The sequence below is a fragment of the Pseudoalteromonas sp. BMB genome, assembly GCF_001709235.1.
Taxonomy (GTDB): Bacteria; Pseudomonadota; Gammaproteobacteria; order Enterobacterales; family Alteromonadaceae; genus Pseudoalteromonas; species Pseudoalteromonas maricaloris.
In genome coordinates, this window is sequence record NZ_MBQA01000137.1 from 33,116 (window position 1) to 50,352 (window position 17,237).

Consider the following 17,237-nt stretch of genomic DNA (forward strand, 5'->3'; position numbering starts at 1 on the left):
ATTTAATTTCTGAGTTTCGAAGGTAGGACAGAGTGATTTGCATAAATGTTGCACATGGCTGGTGCAAAGTACCACAGCTTGCACGATATTAATGCAAGCTATGGATTGCGCTAGCCGTTATTGAAGTTTAGGTTAGTTATCCAAAGATGGTGCGCATTAGGCTGATGGTTTCATCAACACTGCGGCCTTTTTCCACTTCAGCGACTATTGAGTCACGTTTGGTGCGAATATGCTCTGGAATAGACTCATCCGCGAGTGCGCGGTCGACTAACACTTCTGCTGACTCTTTACCGCGGCGTACTGTTTTTTTGCCACCACTGGTGCCGCTGCGCTGAGGTTTATGCAGTAGCTTAAAGTAATTGGAGTTAGTGGCGGTGTCTTTATCCGCGTAATAAAACAGGCATGGTAGCAGCGCTTTAATTTCAGCAAGTTGCGTTTCAAACTCATCCACGGGAGCGGCCATCGTATACCATGGCATTGCTTTAATGGTGCTGACGACATCGGTCCAGTAACGCTCAAAATCGCGATTGTTAAGTTTAGCAACACCAAATGCTTGGCACAAAGCGTCAAGCTTGCTCGAGGTTATTGGCGTGAACACATCAGGGCGACGCATTGCTAATAGGCGAGTAGCTGGTGCAAGCGTTGGCTTTTCCTCGCTGCCAGCAAAGGCACTTAAATACCCGACCATAAATGATTGGTAATGTTCGAGCGTCACGTCACCTTCTGCCGGGATTACGGCTAGCGCTTCATCAAAAGCACCCGGAAGGTCGTCTAATAACTGGTGAAAGCCTTTTGCACTTTTGGTGGAGGCAAACCACTCTACGTCAAACTGATACACGCTGGTATCTAAATTTGCAGCATGCTTACCGCTAAAGGCGAGGCGATCTTCTTTGATCATGTCTTTAAGTGGAGTGCTGCGCATTGGTTTAAGGTACTCAATCAGTTTTAATTGCTCATCTAGTGCAATCACTTCTTTGTGACTAGCAATAAATGCAGCCACCATAGGCCAAGGCGCAATGCGTAACGTTTTGAGTTGTAAAAAGCTAATCGCTGCGATGAGCAGATCTTGCAGCTTTTTCACTGTGGGTAATTGATGGTCATCCAGTAAATCAAAATTGATACGATTTTTCGCCACATCAAGCAGTTCATAACACCAACCAAGAAAATCTTCAGGGTGATTTTCCACCTTAACCGCCATCAGATTAAGGCTGATCTCCGTGGCTTGTTTGAGGATATTTTGATAAATCTGACTTTCTTGTTCGCCCAAGGCCATGTTTGACGGTGATATGAGCAGTTTCTTCATGCGGGTTAGATACTCCAAGTTTGATTAATAAACCAACCAGTAAAATATAGCTAATGACGCTAAAAACTGGCAAGGGCGAGGATCATACCGATTAGTCAAAAGGTTGCAATCGCTCAGTACAAATTATTTGCCTTTATTCATGGTATATTCGACTACAGCCGTTATCATAAAGAGAACCAAGCCTTACGAAGGAAAAGCAATGAACCGGCTAGTTAAAATCGTAGGCGCCATTGTCGCGCTTATTATTATTCTTGTTATCGCAGCCCCGTTTTTAATCCCCAAACAGGCAATTATTGACCAAGTCACGTCACAGGTTGAGTCAGTGACAGGTAGAAAACTGTCGATCGATGGCGACTCTGACATCGGTATTTTCCCAACGCTGCACATTGAGCTAAACCAAGTGCGATTTGCCAACATGGCAACGGGCAGTCGCCCAGATATGTTTGCCATGGAGCAACTTGCCGTGCATATTCCGTGGTTAAGTGCGCTGTCTGGTGAAGCTAAGCTTGAGCGCTTTGTGATCAATAATCCTAAAATTATTCTAGAAACCGACAAACAAGGTAATGCTAATTGGCAGTTGCTACCCACCAGTGCAGAAAACACGCCAACGGCGCAAACCAGCTCAAAAGGTAATATGCAGTTACCAGAAGGCTTAGATGTTAGCCTTGGCGAAGTGGCGATTTATGGTGGTTCGGTGACTTACCTTGATGGTGTGACAGGCGCTGAATATCAGGTAACTGATTTAGACATTAGCGTGATGCTATCGTCACTGTACCAACCATTAGAAGTCGACGGCAAGCTGACTTTTCAAGGTCAAACTTTTAACCTAGTTACTACACTCGATAACCCCGCAAAGGCGATCGAAGGTGAAACCTTTAATGTTGAACAACAAGTAAAATCAGCGCTGTTCAACCTTGACTATAAAGGTGAAATTGCAGAGCAAGGTAAAACCATTCGCGGTCAATTAGCCTTGACTGGCGACTCGGTAAAAGCGCTAGCTAAGTGGCAGGGCGTTGACCTAAAAGCCAAAGAAAATGCGTTCAATGACTTTGGCCTAAACGCCAAAATGACGATGCAAGGGCAAGTCTTTACTCTCACTGCCTTAGAGGCAACCTTGGACGAATTGGTAATAAAAGGTCAAAGTAAAGTCACCCTCTCAGGTAAGCCAGATATTACCGCGAGTGTTGACCTTGGCATGTTAGATCTTAACCCTTATTTGCCAGAACCTGTGGAAAAACCACAAACGCAACCTGAGTCAGAAGGCGCACCAGCACAGCCTATCGTGTGGGATGGCACTGCAATTGATTTGTCAGCACTTAATAGCCTCAATGCGAATGTGAAGATCACCTCTACAGGGCTACGTGCGAGAGAAATTAAGCTTGGCGAAAACCAAATCAGCTTAGTACTTAACTCAGGTAAGGCAACATTGAGCCTAGATAAATTCCAAGCCTATGAAGGTCAGGGTAAAGGTAAGGTTGTTGTAAATGCAGCAACAAAACCTTATGCCATCAGTACTGACTTTGCGTTAACGGCAATTAATGCCGAGCCACTACTGACCGATGCCATTGGCTTTGACAAAGTATTGGGTAAAGGTAGTCTTAATTGGGCGTTAAACACACAAGGTATCAGTCAAAAGCAATTTGTGAATGCTCTAGGTGGTAAATTAGGTTTTGAGTTCAAAGATGGTGGCGTAAAAGGCGCAAACCTTGCTGAGATGATCCGTAAGGGCAAAGAGATGCTCAAAGGTGACTTCTCTTCGGTATCGCAAGGACTCAATGCCAATTTCGATCCGGATCAAAAAACTGACTTCTCAGCCATGACTGGCACCTTTGTCTTTACCAAAGGCGTAGGTCAAAACGATGACTTCTCGTTGGCAAGCCCGTTACTACGAGTGACAGGCAAGGGCACCGTTGATTTACCACAAACTTTAGTTGATTACCGTGTGGTGACTGGAATTGTTGATACCATTGAAGGGCAAGCTAGCAGCGATGACAGTACCGGTTTTAAAATTCCAGTGCGGATCAAAGGTCCATTCCACAAAGTTGAAACTAGTCTAGACCTAAAAGAAGCGGCAAAAGACAAAGCCAAAGACAAGGTTAAGGATAAGGTAAAAGACAAACTTAAAGGTTTGTTTGGTGGATAGATCTTTATGACGCTTCAATAAACAGCTCATCTGTTTGTTTTAAATCAATTTCAGCTTAACAAGGGCTTGCCGATGGTAGCCCTTGTTCTATATTTATCGCGAGTTAATTATCTATATGCAGTTATAGTGAGCTTATGATGGCTTATGCCTATAAGTTGTAACCAGCTGTAATAGAATTACTGCTATTCATGTGCTTAGATAGATGCGAATAGCTCTATAAACAAACGAAGGATAAAAGAATGAGTACACCTATTTTACTCGAATACACGGTGACGCCAAAAGCTGAGGGTAACTGGATATTTTCAAATGACGATAAACCAGTTGAACTTAAATTAGCTCAGGGTGAAAGCGCTGTTCTAACTTATAAGCTCGTTACTGATGAAGCCGGCTGGAGCTTTGCTGAAAACGGTACTTTTTTTACCGAAGCGCAAGACAATTTCAATTATAACCTTATAAGCACATTAAAAGATGAGTTTACAGTTGAAGTGAAGATTGAAGCATTGAATGTTGCGAATACGCTAAGTGAAGATGATATCAAAGCGCTTTCAGCTAACCCTGATGCGAGAGTTGTTACACTCGTAGAGAATAACAACTCGAAAATTGAGTTCAGACTTGTTGCTCAATATGATTCCGCAAATGGTGCTGTGCGTTATTTTTCTCAAGATCCTAGGGTGATAATTGACAACCCAGATGTTCCTGGTTAATTCGTAATCTGCACTTGGCACAGATAGGTAAAATGTTCTGTGCCAATTCTTAATTCAAGTGATGGCGAGTGACATAGTGTCTTGAACCATGACAGGCGATAAAAAGACGGGCTCCAGCCTAAATCAATGCTTTTTTTCAGTGAAGCCATCGCGGAATACTTTTCTTCTATCAGTGTTTGAATTAACGATTTTACGTAAAAAGCTTCAGCTGAATCGGGATACTCAGCCAAATATTCATCAATTGCTATTAATGCCTCTTGGTGCTTACCTAGGTGTGCTAAAGCTTGGATGCGCACGACTTCAACTTGGCTTGCTGGATCACTGGCTAAAATTTGCAGATACACTTCACTGGCTTGCGCCTTCTCACCCATTAGGGAGTAAATGTCTGCGTAGTTAAGTAAGATTTCTACATTGCTGGGCGCCAACTGAGAGGCTCGTTCAGCAAACTCTAGTGCCCCTTCTAAATCACCTAATAGCATCAATACAATGGCATAATTATTAAAGGTAGCCGTACTTGTATATGAGCGCTCAACTAGAGCTTGATAAGATTTTTCTGCGTCGTGGAGCTTACCAAGTAGAAGAGAGATATCGGCAATGGCCTTCAGTGTTTTCAGATTATCAGGGCCGTAGTGGCTGGCTGCTCGTAAGTACGGCAAGGCTTCTTCATATTGGCCAAGCTTCATATTGAACAAGGCTGCATTGCGGATGACTTTTAAGGTTGGCCTAAGTTCATAGGCAAGCTCAGTGTGATGAAGTGCCGAAGTGTAATCGTTTATTAAATGATAGTAGATGCTGATCAGAGCATGCTTTTGATACTCGTCCTTGGCTGAATTCTGAATTGCTAAAAAGGTTCCTTTGGCACGGATTTTGTCTTTTGCAAACGCATAAAACTCGAGATAGGAACCTTGAATAATTGTACTTGCTTTTAATCTCTTGGGGGCTTGCTGTAATACTTGTTCCCAGTTTAGAAGTATTTGATCATTTGAGCTATCTTCATACAACTGAGTCGCGAGTTCAGAGTAAAGTGAATACAGCGGCAGGAAGTCCGGCGCAGTATCAATCAGCGTTGTTAACTCTTTTAATATCGCAGCGCGGTCCGCCCCTTGTACTAAGCTAGCATCATGCAGTGTGGCGTAGTTATTCAGTAATGTTTTATTGCCAGTGGCTAAATCAGTTGAGCCTCCGGTTAATGAAGTGAGGGCCGAGTCCGTAATAGCAAAAACATGGCTGTAGTTTTCACTCGAGGTCATTATTCGCGCACTATTAATCAAGGCTCCATTAGACGCATCAACTAAGTCGATAACGATGTCACAGCTTTGAATATTACAGTCTAGTTTTATCGTAATGAGTTCATTACTATTTAGCGCTCGCCCCAATGCCTTTAATGGTGCTTCAACTCCAATAAATTTCTGTGTTTGCTCTACTTCACTGTCTGAAATGAAGACGTAATCATCATTACTTAAAAAATGTTGTTTAAGTGCGTCGTTAATTGCTAGCTCGATGTTTTGTTGATGCGCTTCAAGTAGTTGAAAAGAGTTAGTGAATTTTATCGGTAGCGCTGCAATATAGATCTTAGGTTTGGTTTCCTGCCAGTACCAGTACCCACCAACGGCTAGGCACACTAAAAAGGTGAAAAGTGCTGCAATACCTAGTTGCTTTTTACGTGCTTTGGTTTTCTCTCTGGCTCTATCTCGTAGCTCTATTTGTTCAAGTGACACTGTCGCTTCGCTGTTATCGTAGCTAAAGGCGTGTAAAATTTGCTTTAGCTGCTGACTGACTTCATTAGCGCTACTTGGGCGAGCGTTTTTGTCGTATTGCAATAAGCGATCAATGAGCTGTGCCAGTGCAGGGGGAATATCTAAAATACGTTTTGCACTTGCTTTTAATGGCTGGAACTTGATCTGTTCAGCAATAGACTTGTCACTACCATCGTCAGCTTGTTCGAAATAAGGATGATGTCCTGCTAACAATTGATAAGCTATTAGCCCAAATGAGAATAAGTCACTGCGACTGTCTAGCGTTTCATCACGCAGTTGCTCTGGTGACATTGCTGTGAGACTACCGTAACTGGTATGTGGACGAGAGGCTTGGTTGTCTTCTAATTGTGAAATACCAAAGTCGGCAATTTTGGCTATGCTCTGTTCATTAACCAGTATATTGCCAGGTTTTAAGTCTAAATGAAGAATGTTCTGGCCATGAGCTGAGGCCAGGCCATCGGCAATATGGCTTAGTAGCTCGACTTTTTGCTCGGTAGTTAATACGTGTGTTTTTGTGTAGTGCTGTAAAGTTGCACCTTGCACATATTCCATTTCCAAAGCCATTTGACCATCGCTTTCAAAGACATCATAAATTTGTACTATGTTTGGATGGTTAAAACGCGCTAACAGTCGGGCTTCGTTGAGTGCATCTGATTGCGTGTGCTGAGTTAGTGACATCACCTTTACCGCCACTCGGCGGCCTAATTTTTTGTCGGTAGCAAGGTACACTTTGCTCATTCCGCCTTCGGCGAGCAAGATCACGTCCTGATAGTATTCTTCTAACTTCAACACAGCGCTGTCTTTCTCTTTTATTATTGGGGTTAGTGTATCGCTAAAAATACTAAATTAGTACCATTTGCGTTGGGCTTAGTCGCAAATAACAAGTTGAAAATTTAACACTTTGTCATACTCACAGCCTCATATAGGTTATAAGGATAAACAACAATAAGGAAAAGCAAATGGCAAAGTTATCTTCTAATTTAGTTTCTCACTTCAGTTTGGCCGCCATGATGGCAAGCGCTCTGCTCGTGAATACGTCTAGTATAGCGGCTGATAGCAGCCAAATCTTTAGTTACCCCAATAACGCTCGTAACGCAATAAGCCTTACGTTTGATGATGCAAGGCCAAGCCAAGTTGATGTGGGAGTGCCGCTACTCAATCACCACAAGGTGAAAGGCACATTTTATGTTATGCCACCACTGGTGAAGGAAAAACTCGCGTTGTGGCAAGCCGCGGTGAAGCAGGGGCACGAAATAGGTAATCACACCAGTGAACACTTATGTACGGGTAACTTTGCTTGGCTAAGGGAAAAGGACAAAGGGCTGGAACAGGTTGATTTGGCTTACATAGAACGGGATGTAGTAAGCACCACAAAATATATTGAAAAGCATTTGGGCGTAACACCTAGAAGCTTTGCATACCCTTGTGGTAATACCTTTGTTGGTCGCGGCGCTGAAGTAAAAAGTTATGTACCGGTGATTGCGAAGCATTTTGACAGTGGCCGTACGTGGTTAGATGAAACCGCTAACCACCCAACTTATACTGACTTTGCGCAACTCACCGGAATCAGGATGGACGGTGTTAGCTTTGAAGAACTAAAAGGGCTGCTGGAGCATCTTAGGGCAAATAACAGTTGGATAATTCTTGCTGGACATGAAGTGGGTGAAAAAGGCATGTACACCGTCGATACCAAAATGTTAGACCAGCTTATTCCTTATTTACAGGACCCAAAAAATGGTTATTGGTTAGACACCGTAAGCAATGTGGGTGATTACATCAAAAGTAAAAGAGAGCCGTAGGTCGAGATTTATCTCGACTTCTCACAGGACCCTAAAAACGGTTATTGGTTAGACACCGTAAGCAATGTGGGTGATTACATCAAAAGTAAAAGAGAGTCGTAGGTCGAGATTTATCTCGACTTGACGGTTTCTAAAATTCTCTCGTCGCTCTATGTCGCTCTATATAGTTGCTTGCTCAAAGCTTGAGCTTGTTTGTGAGAAAAGGATGAGAAATTCTTGTTCACAGCCTACTAAGCGATATGCCTAAACAATAATCGAAATAAAATTTCCGCTGTAAACTTTGTTTAATATTTGCGCAAGTGGTTGAATTCTCGATTGCTTGCCGCCATATCCTCAAACTGTAATCGGTACGTCATGTTAACGCGTTAAATTAATTAAAAATTGAACTATCTTTGATGTGACATTGCTGATACAATTGCCCGCCCTTGAAAGACATAATCACAGTTTTTTGAGTGGAATTTAACCTAAATGCCTTGATTTTGAACGAAATCTAGGCGAGTTGTAACTACACCGGAGGTCATTAAGATGATCCAAATGCAAACTCAGCTGGACGTTGCTGATAACAGCGGCGCTCGCAAAGTGCAGTGTATAAAAGTCCTTGGTGGTTCGCACCGTCGCTACGCAGCGGTTGGCGACATCATTAAAGTTTCTGTTAAAGAAGCGATTCCTCGCGGCAAAGTGAAGAAAGGTGATGTTAAAAACGCAGTAGTAGTGCGTACTAAAAAAGGCGTACGTCGTCCAGACGGCTCTTTAATCCGTTTCGATAGCAATGCGGCTGTTATCTTAAATGATAACTTACAGCCTATTGGTACTCGTATCTTCGGCCCTGTGACTCGTGAACTTCGTACTGAAAAGTTCATGAAGATCGTTTCACTAGCACCAGAAGTACTATAAGGAGTCGATCATGGCAGCAAAAATCCGTCGTGATGACGAAGTAATCGTACTAGCCGGTAAAGACAAAGGTAAGCGCGGTAAAGTGCTTTCAGTTGTTACTGAAACTGGCCGAGTATTTGTTGAAGGCGTTAACATCATCAAGAAACACCAGAAGCCTGTACCACAACTACAGCAAGCTGGCGGTGTTGTTGAGAAAGAAGCGTCAGTCGACGTATCAAACGTAGCGATTTTCAATGCCGAAACTGGCAAAGCGGATCGTGTAGGTTTTAGATTTGAAGACGGTAAAAAAGTCCGTTTCTTCAAGTCTACCGGTAAAACTATTTAATAGTTGGAGTAGACGATGGCGAAACTGCATGAAGTGTACAAAGACAAAGTGGTAAAAGAGCTTCAAGAGAAGTTCGGTTACAGCTCTGTCATGCAAGTCCCTCAGATCGAAAAGATCACACTTAACATGGGTGTGGGCGAAGCCCTAGCTGACAAGAAAATTCTAGAAAACGCAGTAGCAGACCTAGAATCAATCTCTGGTCAGAAGCCTCTAGTGACTAAAGCACGCAAATCAGTTGCTGGCTTTAAGATCCGTGAAGGTTACCCAATTGGCTGTAAAGTAACCCTACGCGGCGAGCGTATGTGGGATTTCCTAGAGCGTTTAGTCTCTATCGCGATGCCACGTATTCGTGACTTCCGCGGTGTTAGCGCAAAGTCTTTTGACGGTCGCGGTAACTACTCTATGGGCGTACGTGAACAAATCATCTTCCCAGAAATCGATTATGATAAAGTAGACCGCGTTCGCGGTATGGATATCACAATCACTACTTCTGCGAAAACAGATGACGAAGGCCGTGCGTTGTTAGAAGCGTTCAACTTCCCATTCAAAAAGTAAGGGTAGGGTTATGGCAAAGAATTCAATGAAAGCACGTGACGTAAAACGTGCTAAATTAGTTACTCAGTATGCTGAAAAGCGTGCTGCGTTAAAAGCTATCATCAGCGATGTTAATGCATCTGATGATGAGCGTTGGGATGCAGTGTTAAAGCTACAGTCTTTACCACGCGATTCTAGCCCTTCACGTCAACGTAATCGTTGTAACATCACGGGCCGCCCTCATGGTTACCTTCGCAAGTTCGGCTTAAGCCGTATTAAAGTTCGCGAAGCAGCGATGCGCGGTGAAATTCCTGGCCTTAAAAAGGCTAGCTGGTAATAGAATCACGGGAGTAAGACATGAGCTTGCAAGATCCAATTGCGGATTTGTTCACACGTATCCGTAACGGTCAGTCTGCGAAGAAGGTATCTGTTTCAATGCCAACTTCAAAGCTGAAAGTAGCTGTAGCTAAGGTACTTAAAGACGAAGGTTATATCACTGACTTCGCAGTATCTGGTGACGTAAAAGCAGAATTGACTATCGAACTTAAGTACTTCGAAGGCAAAGCTGTAATCGAAAACATCCAGCGTGTTAGCCGCCCTGGTCTACGTATCTATAAGAGACGTGACGAATTACCTAAGGTAATGGGTGGTCTAGGTATCGCTATCGTATCAACTTCTAAAGGCCTGATGACAGACCGCGCTGCGCGTACCGCTGGCGTTGGTGGTGAAATCATTGGCTTTGTAGCTTAATCGGAGGGGAACTATGTCTCGTATAGCGAAGGCTCCAATCAATGTTCCTGCCGGTGTTGAAGTTACAATTAACGGCCAGGACATCAAAGTTAAAGGCAAGAACGGTGAATTAACTCGCACAATCAACGATGCGGTTGAAGTTTCACTAAACGACAACGTTATCACTACAGCTCCTCGTGAAGTTGCTAATGCTTGGGCTCAAGCTGGTACTGCACGTGCGCTAATCAACAACATGATTGTTGGTGTTAACGATGGTTATGAGAAGAAACTACAGCTAGTAGGTGTTGGTTACCGTGCGGCAGTTAAGGGTAATTCATTAGATTTAACCCTTGGCTTTTCTCACCCAGTGAACTTCGAGATCCCAACAGGTATCACTATCGAAGCTCCAAGCCAGACTGAAATTGTTGTTAAAGGCGCAGACAAGCAGTTAGTTGGTCAAACAGCTGCTAACATCCGCTCATACCGTGAACCAGAGCCTTATAAAGGTAAAGGTGTACGTTACGCTGATGAGCACGTGCGTCGTAAAGAGGCTAAGAAGAAGTAAGGTAAGACGATGGATAAGAAAACAGCTCGTCTACGTCGTGCTAAGCGCACTCGTAGAAATATTATCGAACAAGGCACAACACGTCTTGTTATCCACCGCACGCCACGTCACATTTACGCTCAAGTAATTAATGCTGAGGGTAATGTACTGGCTGCTGCTTCTACTGTTGAAAAAGCAATTGTTGAAACAGTTAAAGGCACAGGCAACATCGAAGCGGCTCAAGCAGTTGGTAAAGCAATCGCTGAGCGCGTAGCTGACAAAGGCGTTGAAAAAATCGCTTTTGATCGCAGTGGCTTTAAATATCACGGCCGTGTGAAGGCGCTAGCTGATGCTGCGCGCGAAGCCGGTCTGCAATTCTAGGAGTAGACAATGGCTAACGTAGAAGCAAAAGCACAACAGCCTGAATTGGCTGAAAAGCTAATCGCGGTAAACCGTGTGTCTAAAGTGGTTAAAGGTGGTCGTATCTTTAGTTTCACTGCACTAACAGTAGTTGGTGATGGCGCTGGTAAAGTAGGTTTTGGTTATGGTAAAGCACGTGAAGTTCCTGCTGCTATTCAAAAAGCAATGGAAAAAGCACGTCGTAACATGATCACTGTTGAACTTAAAGGTAACACGCTACAGCACCCAATCAAGGGTCGCCACGCGGGTTCTAAAGTTTACATGCAGCCTGCATCTGAAGGTACAGGTATCATTGCAGGTGGTGCGATGCGTGCAGTACTAGAAGTAACTGGCGTACAGAACGTACTATCTAAAGCATACGGTTCAACTAACCCGATCAACATCGTTCGCGCAACTATCGCAGCGCTAGAGAATATGAATTCTCCAGAAGGTATTGCTGCGAAGCGTGGTCTTAGCGTTGACGAAATCTTGGGGTAAGACACCATGGCAAACACAGTAAAAGTAACTCAAGTACGTAGCTCAATCGGTCGTTTACCGAAGCATAAAGCTACATTACGTGGCCTTGGTTTACGTCGTATCAACCACACTGTTGAGCTAGAAGATACGCCAGCAGTTCGCGGTATGATCAACCAAGTTTCTTACATGGTTAAGGTTGAGGGGTAATTCGATGAACTTGAATACACTTTCACCTGCTGCAGGTTCAAAAACAGCTGGTAAGCGTCTTGGCCGTGGTATCGGTTCTGGTCTTGGTAAGACTGGTGGCCGTGGTCACAAAGGTCAAAAGTCACGCTCTGGCGGTAAAGTACGCGTTGGTTTCGAAGGCGGTCAAATGCCTATGCAACGTCGTCTACCTAAGTTTGGTTTCACTTCACGCAAGTCTCTTGTGTCTAAAGAAGTGAATCTATTCGAAATCGCTAAAGTTGAAGGCGATGTGGTAGATCTAAACGCGTTACAGGCAGCTGGTATCGTTAAAAAGAACATCCAGTTCGTAAAAGTTGTAAAATCTGGCGAAGTTTCACGCGCTGTTACTGTTAAAGGCATGAAAGTGTCTAAAGGTGCACGCGAAGCTATCGAAGCTGCCGGAGGCAAGGTAGAAGACTAAGGAAGTACGCTATGGCTAAACCAGGTCAAGATATGCAAAGTGCACAAAGTGGGCTTGCGGAACTGAAGCGCCGATTACTATTCGTATTGGGTGCTATCATTATTTACCGTCTGGGCTCTTTTGTGCCAATCCCTGGGATTGACGCCGCTGTACTTGCCGAATTCTTCGAGCAACAAAAGGGCACCATTGTTGAGATGTTCAACATGTTCAGCGGTGGTGCGCTTGAGCGTGCATCGGTATTGGCGCTAGGTATTATGCCGTACATCTCGGCTTCGATTATTATGCAGCTATTAACGCACATACATCCTGCGATGATAGAGCTTAAGAAAGAAGGTGAGCAAGGGCGTAAGAAAATCAGCCAGTATACGCGTTATGGTACGCTTGTGCTTGCTACATTCCAATCGATAGGTATCGCTACTGGTCTACCTAACATGATGGAAGGCCTAGTTGTGAATCCAGGCTTCGGCTTTTATTTCACAGCTGTAGTGAGCTTAGTCACAGGAACTATGTTCCTTATGTGGTTGGGCGAACAAATCACTGAGCGTGGTATCGGTAACGGTATCTCAGTTCTAATATTTGTTGGTATTGTAGCTAACCTGCCGTCTGCAATTGGTTCGACAGCAGAAATGGCGCGCCAAGGTGATCTGCATATTTTAGCATTGTTATTGATTGCGGTAATCGTATTCGCCGTAACTTACCTAGTTGTGTTTTTCGAACGTGGTCAACGTCGTATCGTTGTAAACTATGCGAAGCGTCAACAAGGTCGTCAGGTATTTGCTGCTCAAAGCACGCACTTACCACTAAAAGTTAACATGGCGGGTGTTATTCCACCAATCTTTGCTAGCAGTATCATTTTGTTCCCTGGTACAATAGCAAGCTGGTTTGGCCAAGGTGAAGGTCCGGTCGCTGATGTGCTACAAGCTATCTCAGCAGTATTGACTCCAGGTCAACCACTGTATGCGATGGTATTAGCTGCGGCTATTATCTTCTTCTGCTTCTTCTACACTGCGTTGGTGTTTAACCCGCGTGAGACAGCAGATAACCTGAAAAAATCTGGCGCTTTTATTCCAGGCATTCGTCCAGGTGAGCAGACATCTAAATACATTGATAAAGTGATGACACGCCTGACATTGGCAGGTGCTTTGTATATAACCTTTATCTGTCTGGTGCCCGAGTTTATGACTATGGCATGGCAAACGCCATTCTACTTCGGCGGTACATCGATTCTGATTATCGTTGTTGTCATCATGGACTTTATGGCACAAGTACAGACTCATATGATGTCACATCAATATGATTCTGTGCTGAAAAAAGCGAACCTTAAAGGCTACGGCCGTTAAGGTCAGTTTACGGAGTTGAGTAATGAAAGTACGTGCTTCCGTTAAGAAAATTTGCCGTAACTGCAAAGTAATCAAGCGTGCAGGTGTTGTACGTGTGATCTGCAGTGAGCCAAAGCACAAGCAAAGGCAAGGCTAAGCAAATTAAGTCGTGCAGGCTGAGTAACTTTACTTAGCCTGTTTCTTTGGTAAAACTTGAATGTCGGTTGGGTATCCTATACGGGCTTTCCAGCAAGATGATAATCAAGTTTATTTATAGGAGATATGTTAGTGGCCCGTATCGCAGGCATTAACGTTCCTGATCATAAGCATGCTGTTATCGGTTTAACAAGCATCTATGGTGTAGGTAAAACTCGCGCTAAGGCGATCTTAGCTGCGACAGGTATCGCTGAAACTACTAAAATCGGCGAGTTAAATGACGAAACACTTGACATCCTTCGTGAAGAAGTTGGCAAGTACACTGTTGAAGGTGATCTTCGTCGTGAAGTTACACTAAACATCAAGCGTCTTATGGACCTTGGTTGTTTCCGTGGCTTACGTCACCGTCGTTCGCTACCACTACGTGGTCAGCGTACTAAGACTAACGCGCGTACTCGTAAGGGTCCTCGCAAGCCTATCAAGAAATAAGGTGGGGTAAGTTATGGCAAAAGCACCAATTCGTCGTAAAAAGGTCAAAAAGCAGGTTGTTGACGGCATGGCTCACGTTCATGCATCTTTCAACAACACGATTGTGACCATCACTGACCGTCAAGGTAATGCTCTTTCTTGGGCGACTGCGGGTGGTTCAGGTTTCCGTGGTTCTCGTAAGTCTACTCCATTCGCTGCACAGGTTGCTGCGGAGCGTGCAGGTGTTGCTGCACAAGAGTACGGTCTTAAGAACCTAGAAGTATTCATCAAAGGTCCAGGTCCAGGCCGTGAGTCTGCTGTTCGTGCATTGAATGCTGCTGGTTACCGTATCACTAACATCACTGACGTGACGCCAATTCCACACAATGGTTGTCGTCCACCGAAGAAACGTCGCGTATAACAATAGGTTAGGAGAAAGAACATGGCAAGATATTTGGGCCCTAAGCTCAAGCTGAGTCGTCGTGAAGGTACTGACCTGTTCCTTAAAAGCGGCGTAAGAGCAATTGACTCTAAGTGTAAACTAGAAACAGCACCTGGTCAGCACGGCGCACGTAAAGGTCGTCTATCTGATTACGGTTTACAGCTACGTGAAAAGCAAAAAGTTCGTCGTATCTACGGTGTACTAGAAAAGCAATTCCGTAACTACTACAAAGAAGCTGCTCGCCTTAAAGGTAACACAGGTGAAAACTTGTTACAGCTTCTAGAGCAACGTCTAGACAATGTTGTATATCGCATGGGTTTTGCAAGCACACGTGCTGAAGCGCGTCAGCTAGTAAGCCACAAAGCGGTTATGGTTAATGGTCGTGTTGTTAATATCCCTTCTTTCGTAGTTACTCCTGAAGATGTAGTAGTAATTCGCGAGAAGTCTAAAAAGCAAGCGCGTATCATCGCTGCTCTAGAGTTGGCTGAGCAACGTGAAAAGCCAACTTGGATTGAAGTTGACGGTAAGAAAATGGAAGGCACTTTCAAGCGTCTACCAGAGCGTTCTGATCTGTCTGCGGACATTAACGAACAACTAATCGTCGAACTTTACTCGAAGTAAAGTTAAGAGTTAAGAGAGGATAAAATGCAGGGTTCTGTAACCGAATTCCTAAAACCAAGATTAGTCGATATCGACGCTGTAAGCTCAACGCGTTCTAAAGTAGTTTTAGAGCCTCTAGAGCGTGGTTTTGGCCACACACTAGGTAATGCTCTACGTCGTATACTTCTTTCATCTATGCCTGGTTGTGCTGTGACAGAAGTTGAAATTGACGGCGTATTGCACGAGTACAGCGCGAAAGAAGGCGTACAAGAAGACATCATTGAAATTCTGTTAAACCTTAAAGGTCTAGCGGTATCTCTAGAAGGTAAAGATGAAGTTTTCCTTACCCTGACTAAGTCTGGTGTAGGCCCTGTGACTGCGGCTGATATCCAGCACGACGGAGATGTGACTATCGCCAACCCTGAGCATGTCATTTGTCACTTAACGGCTGACAATAGCGAAATCAGCATGCGCATTCGTGTTGAGCGTGGTCGCGGTTATGTACCGGCGTCTAGTCGTTTATCCTCTGATGACGATGAGCGCCCAATCGGCCGTTTGTTGCTAGATGCATCATTCAGCCCGGTTGAGCGTATTGCGTACTCGGTTGAGTCAGCTCGTGTTGAGCAGCGTACAGACTTAGATAAACTAATCATCGATATGGAAACGAACGGCACTTTAGATCCTGAAGAAGCGATCCGCCGTGCGTCAACTATCCTTGCTGAGCAATTAGATGCATTCGTAGACCTACGTGATGTTTCTGAGCCAGAAGAGAAAGAAGAGAAGCCGGAGTTCGATCCGATTCTACTTCGTCCAGTTGATGACTTAGAACTAACTGTACGTTCTGCAAACTGTCTGAAAGCCGAGCAAATTCAATATATCGGTGACTTAGTACAGCGTACTGAAGTTGAGCTTCTGAAAACACCAAACCTTGGTAAGAAGTCTCTAACTGAAATTAAAGACGTGCTAGCTTCACGTGGTCTATCTCTAGGTATGCGCCTAGAAAATTGGCCACCTGCAAGTCTAGCTGAGTAATCTAAGTTACTATATTAGTTTAGTTAGAAGGATAGGGTCATGCGCCATCGTAAGAGTGGTCGTCAATTAAACCGTAACAGCAGCCATCGCAAAGCGATGTTTAGCAACATGGCTGGTTCTTTGGTGAAGCACGAAATCATCAAAACTACTTTGCCTAAAGCAAAAGAGCTGCGCCGTGTAATTGAACCTTTAATCACACTGGCTAAGACTGACAGCGTAGCAAACCGTCGTTTAGCGTTTGCTCGCACGCGTGATAAAGAAGTAGTTGGTAAATTGTTCACTGAGATCGGTCCTCGTTTCGCGGATCGTCCAGGTGGTTACACTCGTATTCTTAAGTGTGGCTTCCGTACAGGTGACAATGCGCCAATGGCTTACATTGAACTACTAGATCGCCCAGCGACTGAAGAAGTTCAAGAAGACGCGCAGTCTGCAGAGTAATTAGTCTTATTAAAGACACAAAAAAAGCCGAGCATAGCTCGGCTTTTTCTTTTTCATAACCCGCACAGTACAATCTCTAGTCTTAGATTTAAACCACAGCTTATTTTCGTAAAGATGCAGATGAACATAAGCAAATAGACCCACACCATAATACTCAGACTCTACAAAATTAACCTCCCATCAAGAACTATCTAAGTTCAAGCTTTTGATTAGGTATATTTAAATGTGCAGATTAACCAAAACTTGGTGAATAAACTCCTCTGGTTACAAGGGTCGCTTAGTTAACGATGATGGTGAGTGTAGATGAGCCAATCACGTAAACATCTAAGGAGAAACGGGGCTACGATATGGTAACTATATAGAGGTGCTAGCGTCAGATAATGGGTTAACTGTATAAAGCAGCCATAAAATGACATTATGAAGGTCCATTTTATCATCATTTAGTGCGGTTTATGGACGTTTCGCTTCATTTTTGCTCGAACAAACGTTTTTTCGCAATTTTCTTTAAAAAAGGGTTGCACTAAAATC

22 protein-coding genes are annotated in these 17,237 nt (G+C 44.0%); 20 read left to right on the top strand and 2 right to left on the bottom strand.

All coding sequences use genetic code 11. The features are described from left to right. Positions 1-136: 136 nt before the first annotated feature. Positions 137-1,303 carry a hypothetical protein gene (locus tag BB427_RS09015; RefSeq protein ID WP_069020436.1) on the bottom strand — a complete coding sequence of 389 codons (1,167 nt, stop codon included), beginning with the start codon at positions 1,301-1,303 and terminating at the stop codon, positions 137-139. Between the two features lie 199 nt (positions 1,304-1,502). On the opposite strand from BB427_RS09015, the gene BB427_RS09020 reads away from it, so the two are divergent. Together BB427_RS09020 and BB427_RS09025 are read left to right on the top strand one after the other, a co-directional pair. Then, the gene (locus BB427_RS09020; protein WP_069020438.1) at positions 1,503-3,446 is read left to right on the top strand and encodes an AsmA family protein; all 1,944 of its coding nucleotides are present in this window, start codon (positions 1,503-1,505) and stop codon (positions 3,444-3,446) included. Positions 3,447-3,685: 239 nt separating this feature from the next. Next, positions 3,686-4,150 (top strand): hypothetical protein, encoded by a 465-nt coding sequence (locus BB427_RS09025; protein ID WP_069020440.1) that lies wholly within the window; start codon positions 3,686-3,688, stop codon positions 4,148-4,150. On the opposite strand, the gene BB427_RS09030 is transcribed toward BB427_RS09025, so the two are convergent. After that, positions 4,147-6,699, bottom strand: a complete 2,553-nt coding sequence (locus tag BB427_RS09030; RefSeq protein ID WP_069020442.1) for a serine/threonine-protein kinase — start codon at positions 6,697-6,699, stop codon at positions 4,147-4,149. The two genes, BB427_RS09025 and BB427_RS09030, sit on opposite strands and share 4 nt — an antisense overlap. Before the next feature lie 167 nt (positions 6,700-6,866). On the opposite strand from BB427_RS09030, the gene BB427_RS09035 reads away from it, so the two are divergent. The 18 genes from BB427_RS09035 to rplQ all read left to right on the top strand — a co-directional run bounded on the left by BB427_RS09035 (position 6,867) and on the right by rplQ (position 16,709). Then, positions 6,867-7,706, top strand: coding sequence for a polysaccharide deacetylase family protein (locus BB427_RS09035; protein WP_069020444.1), 840 nt, complete (start codon positions 6,867-6,869; stop codon positions 7,704-7,706). A 525-nt stretch (positions 7,707-8,231) separates the two neighbouring features. Then, the gene (rplN, locus tag BB427_RS09040; protein ID WP_010378257.1) at positions 8,232-8,600 is read left to right on the top strand and encodes a 50S ribosomal protein L14; all 369 of its coding nucleotides are present in this window, start codon (positions 8,232-8,234) and stop codon (positions 8,598-8,600) included. Positions 8,601-8,610: 10 nt separating this feature from the next. Beyond that, positions 8,611-8,925: a 50S ribosomal protein L24 gene (rplX, locus tag BB427_RS09045; protein ID WP_010378260.1), complete on the top strand. Its 315-nt coding sequence runs from the start codon at positions 8,611-8,613 to the stop codon at positions 8,923-8,925. A gap of 15 nt (positions 8,926-8,940) precedes the next feature. After that, on the top strand, positions 8,941-9,480 hold the full coding sequence (gene rplE, locus BB427_RS09050) for a 50S ribosomal protein L5 (RefSeq protein ID WP_010378262.1): 540 nt from the start codon (positions 8,941-8,943) through the stop codon (positions 9,478-9,480). A gap of 10 nt (positions 9,481-9,490) precedes the next feature. Further along, the gene (gene rpsN / locus BB427_RS09055) at positions 9,491-9,796 is read left to right on the top strand and encodes a 30S ribosomal protein S14 (protein WP_010378264.1); all 306 of its coding nucleotides are present in this window, start codon (positions 9,491-9,493) and stop codon (positions 9,794-9,796) included. 20 nt (positions 9,797-9,816) lie between these two features. After that, positions 9,817-10,209 carry a 30S ribosomal protein S8 gene (gene rpsH / locus BB427_RS09060; protein WP_010378266.1) on the top strand — a complete coding sequence of 131 codons (393 nt, stop codon included), beginning with the start codon at positions 9,817-9,819 and terminating at the stop codon, positions 10,207-10,209. 13 nt (positions 10,210-10,222) lie between these two features. Beyond that, the gene (gene rplF, locus BB427_RS09065) at positions 10,223-10,753 is read left to right on the top strand and encodes a 50S ribosomal protein L6 (RefSeq protein ID WP_010378268.1); all 531 of its coding nucleotides are present in this window, start codon (positions 10,223-10,225) and stop codon (positions 10,751-10,753) included. 9 nt (positions 10,754-10,762) lie between these two features. After that, complete coding sequence (gene rplR / locus BB427_RS09070) at positions 10,763-11,113, top strand: 50S ribosomal protein L18 (RefSeq protein ID WP_010378271.1); 351 nt, start codon at positions 10,763-10,765, stop codon at positions 11,111-11,113. 9 nt (positions 11,114-11,122) lie between these two features. Further along, entirely contained in the window at positions 11,123-11,629 is a 507-nt protein-coding gene (gene rpsE / locus BB427_RS09075; RefSeq protein WP_010606806.1) for a 30S ribosomal protein S5, read from the top strand. Between the two features lie 6 nt (positions 11,630-11,635). After that, on the top strand, positions 11,636-11,815 hold the full coding sequence (gene rpmD, locus BB427_RS09080; protein ID WP_010378276.1) for a 50S ribosomal protein L30: 180 nt from the start codon (positions 11,636-11,638) through the stop codon (positions 11,813-11,815). Between the two features lie 4 nt (positions 11,816-11,819). Continuing rightward, positions 11,820-12,254, top strand: coding sequence for a 50S ribosomal protein L15 (gene rplO / locus BB427_RS09085; protein ID WP_010378278.1), 435 nt, complete (start codon positions 11,820-11,822; stop codon positions 12,252-12,254). 11 nt (positions 12,255-12,265) lie between these two features. After that, entirely contained in the window at positions 12,266-13,594 is a 1,329-nt protein-coding gene (gene secY / locus BB427_RS09090) for a preprotein translocase subunit SecY (protein ID WP_010606805.1), read from the top strand. 22 nt (positions 13,595-13,616) lie between these two features. Then, a complete protein-coding gene (gene rpmJ, locus BB427_RS23855; protein WP_002959476.1) occupies positions 13,617-13,730 on the top strand; it encodes a 50S ribosomal protein L36 in 114 nt (37 codons plus the stop codon). A 131-nt stretch (positions 13,731-13,861) separates the two neighbouring features. Beyond that, on the top strand, positions 13,862-14,218 hold the full coding sequence (gene rpsM / locus BB427_RS09095; protein ID WP_010378282.1) for a 30S ribosomal protein S13: 357 nt from the start codon (positions 13,862-13,864) through the stop codon (positions 14,216-14,218). 13 nt (positions 14,219-14,231) lie between these two features. Then, complete coding sequence (gene rpsK / locus BB427_RS09100; protein ID WP_010378285.1) at positions 14,232-14,618, top strand: 30S ribosomal protein S11; 387 nt, start codon at positions 14,232-14,234, stop codon at positions 14,616-14,618. A gap of 21 nt (positions 14,619-14,639) precedes the next feature. Continuing rightward, the gene (rpsD, locus tag BB427_RS09105; protein WP_010378286.1) at positions 14,640-15,260 is read left to right on the top strand and encodes a 30S ribosomal protein S4; all 621 of its coding nucleotides are present in this window, start codon (positions 14,640-14,642) and stop codon (positions 15,258-15,260) included. 24 nt (positions 15,261-15,284) lie between these two features. Further along, positions 15,285-16,271: a DNA-directed RNA polymerase subunit alpha gene (locus tag BB427_RS09110; RefSeq protein ID WP_010378288.1), complete on the top strand. Its 987-nt coding sequence runs from the start codon at positions 15,285-15,287 to the stop codon at positions 16,269-16,271. A gap of 39 nt (positions 16,272-16,310) precedes the next feature. Further along, on the top strand, positions 16,311-16,709 hold the full coding sequence (gene rplQ, locus BB427_RS09115; protein ID WP_039493510.1) for a 50S ribosomal protein L17: 399 nt from the start codon (positions 16,311-16,313) through the stop codon (positions 16,707-16,709). Positions 16,710-17,237 lie beyond the last annotated feature (528 nt).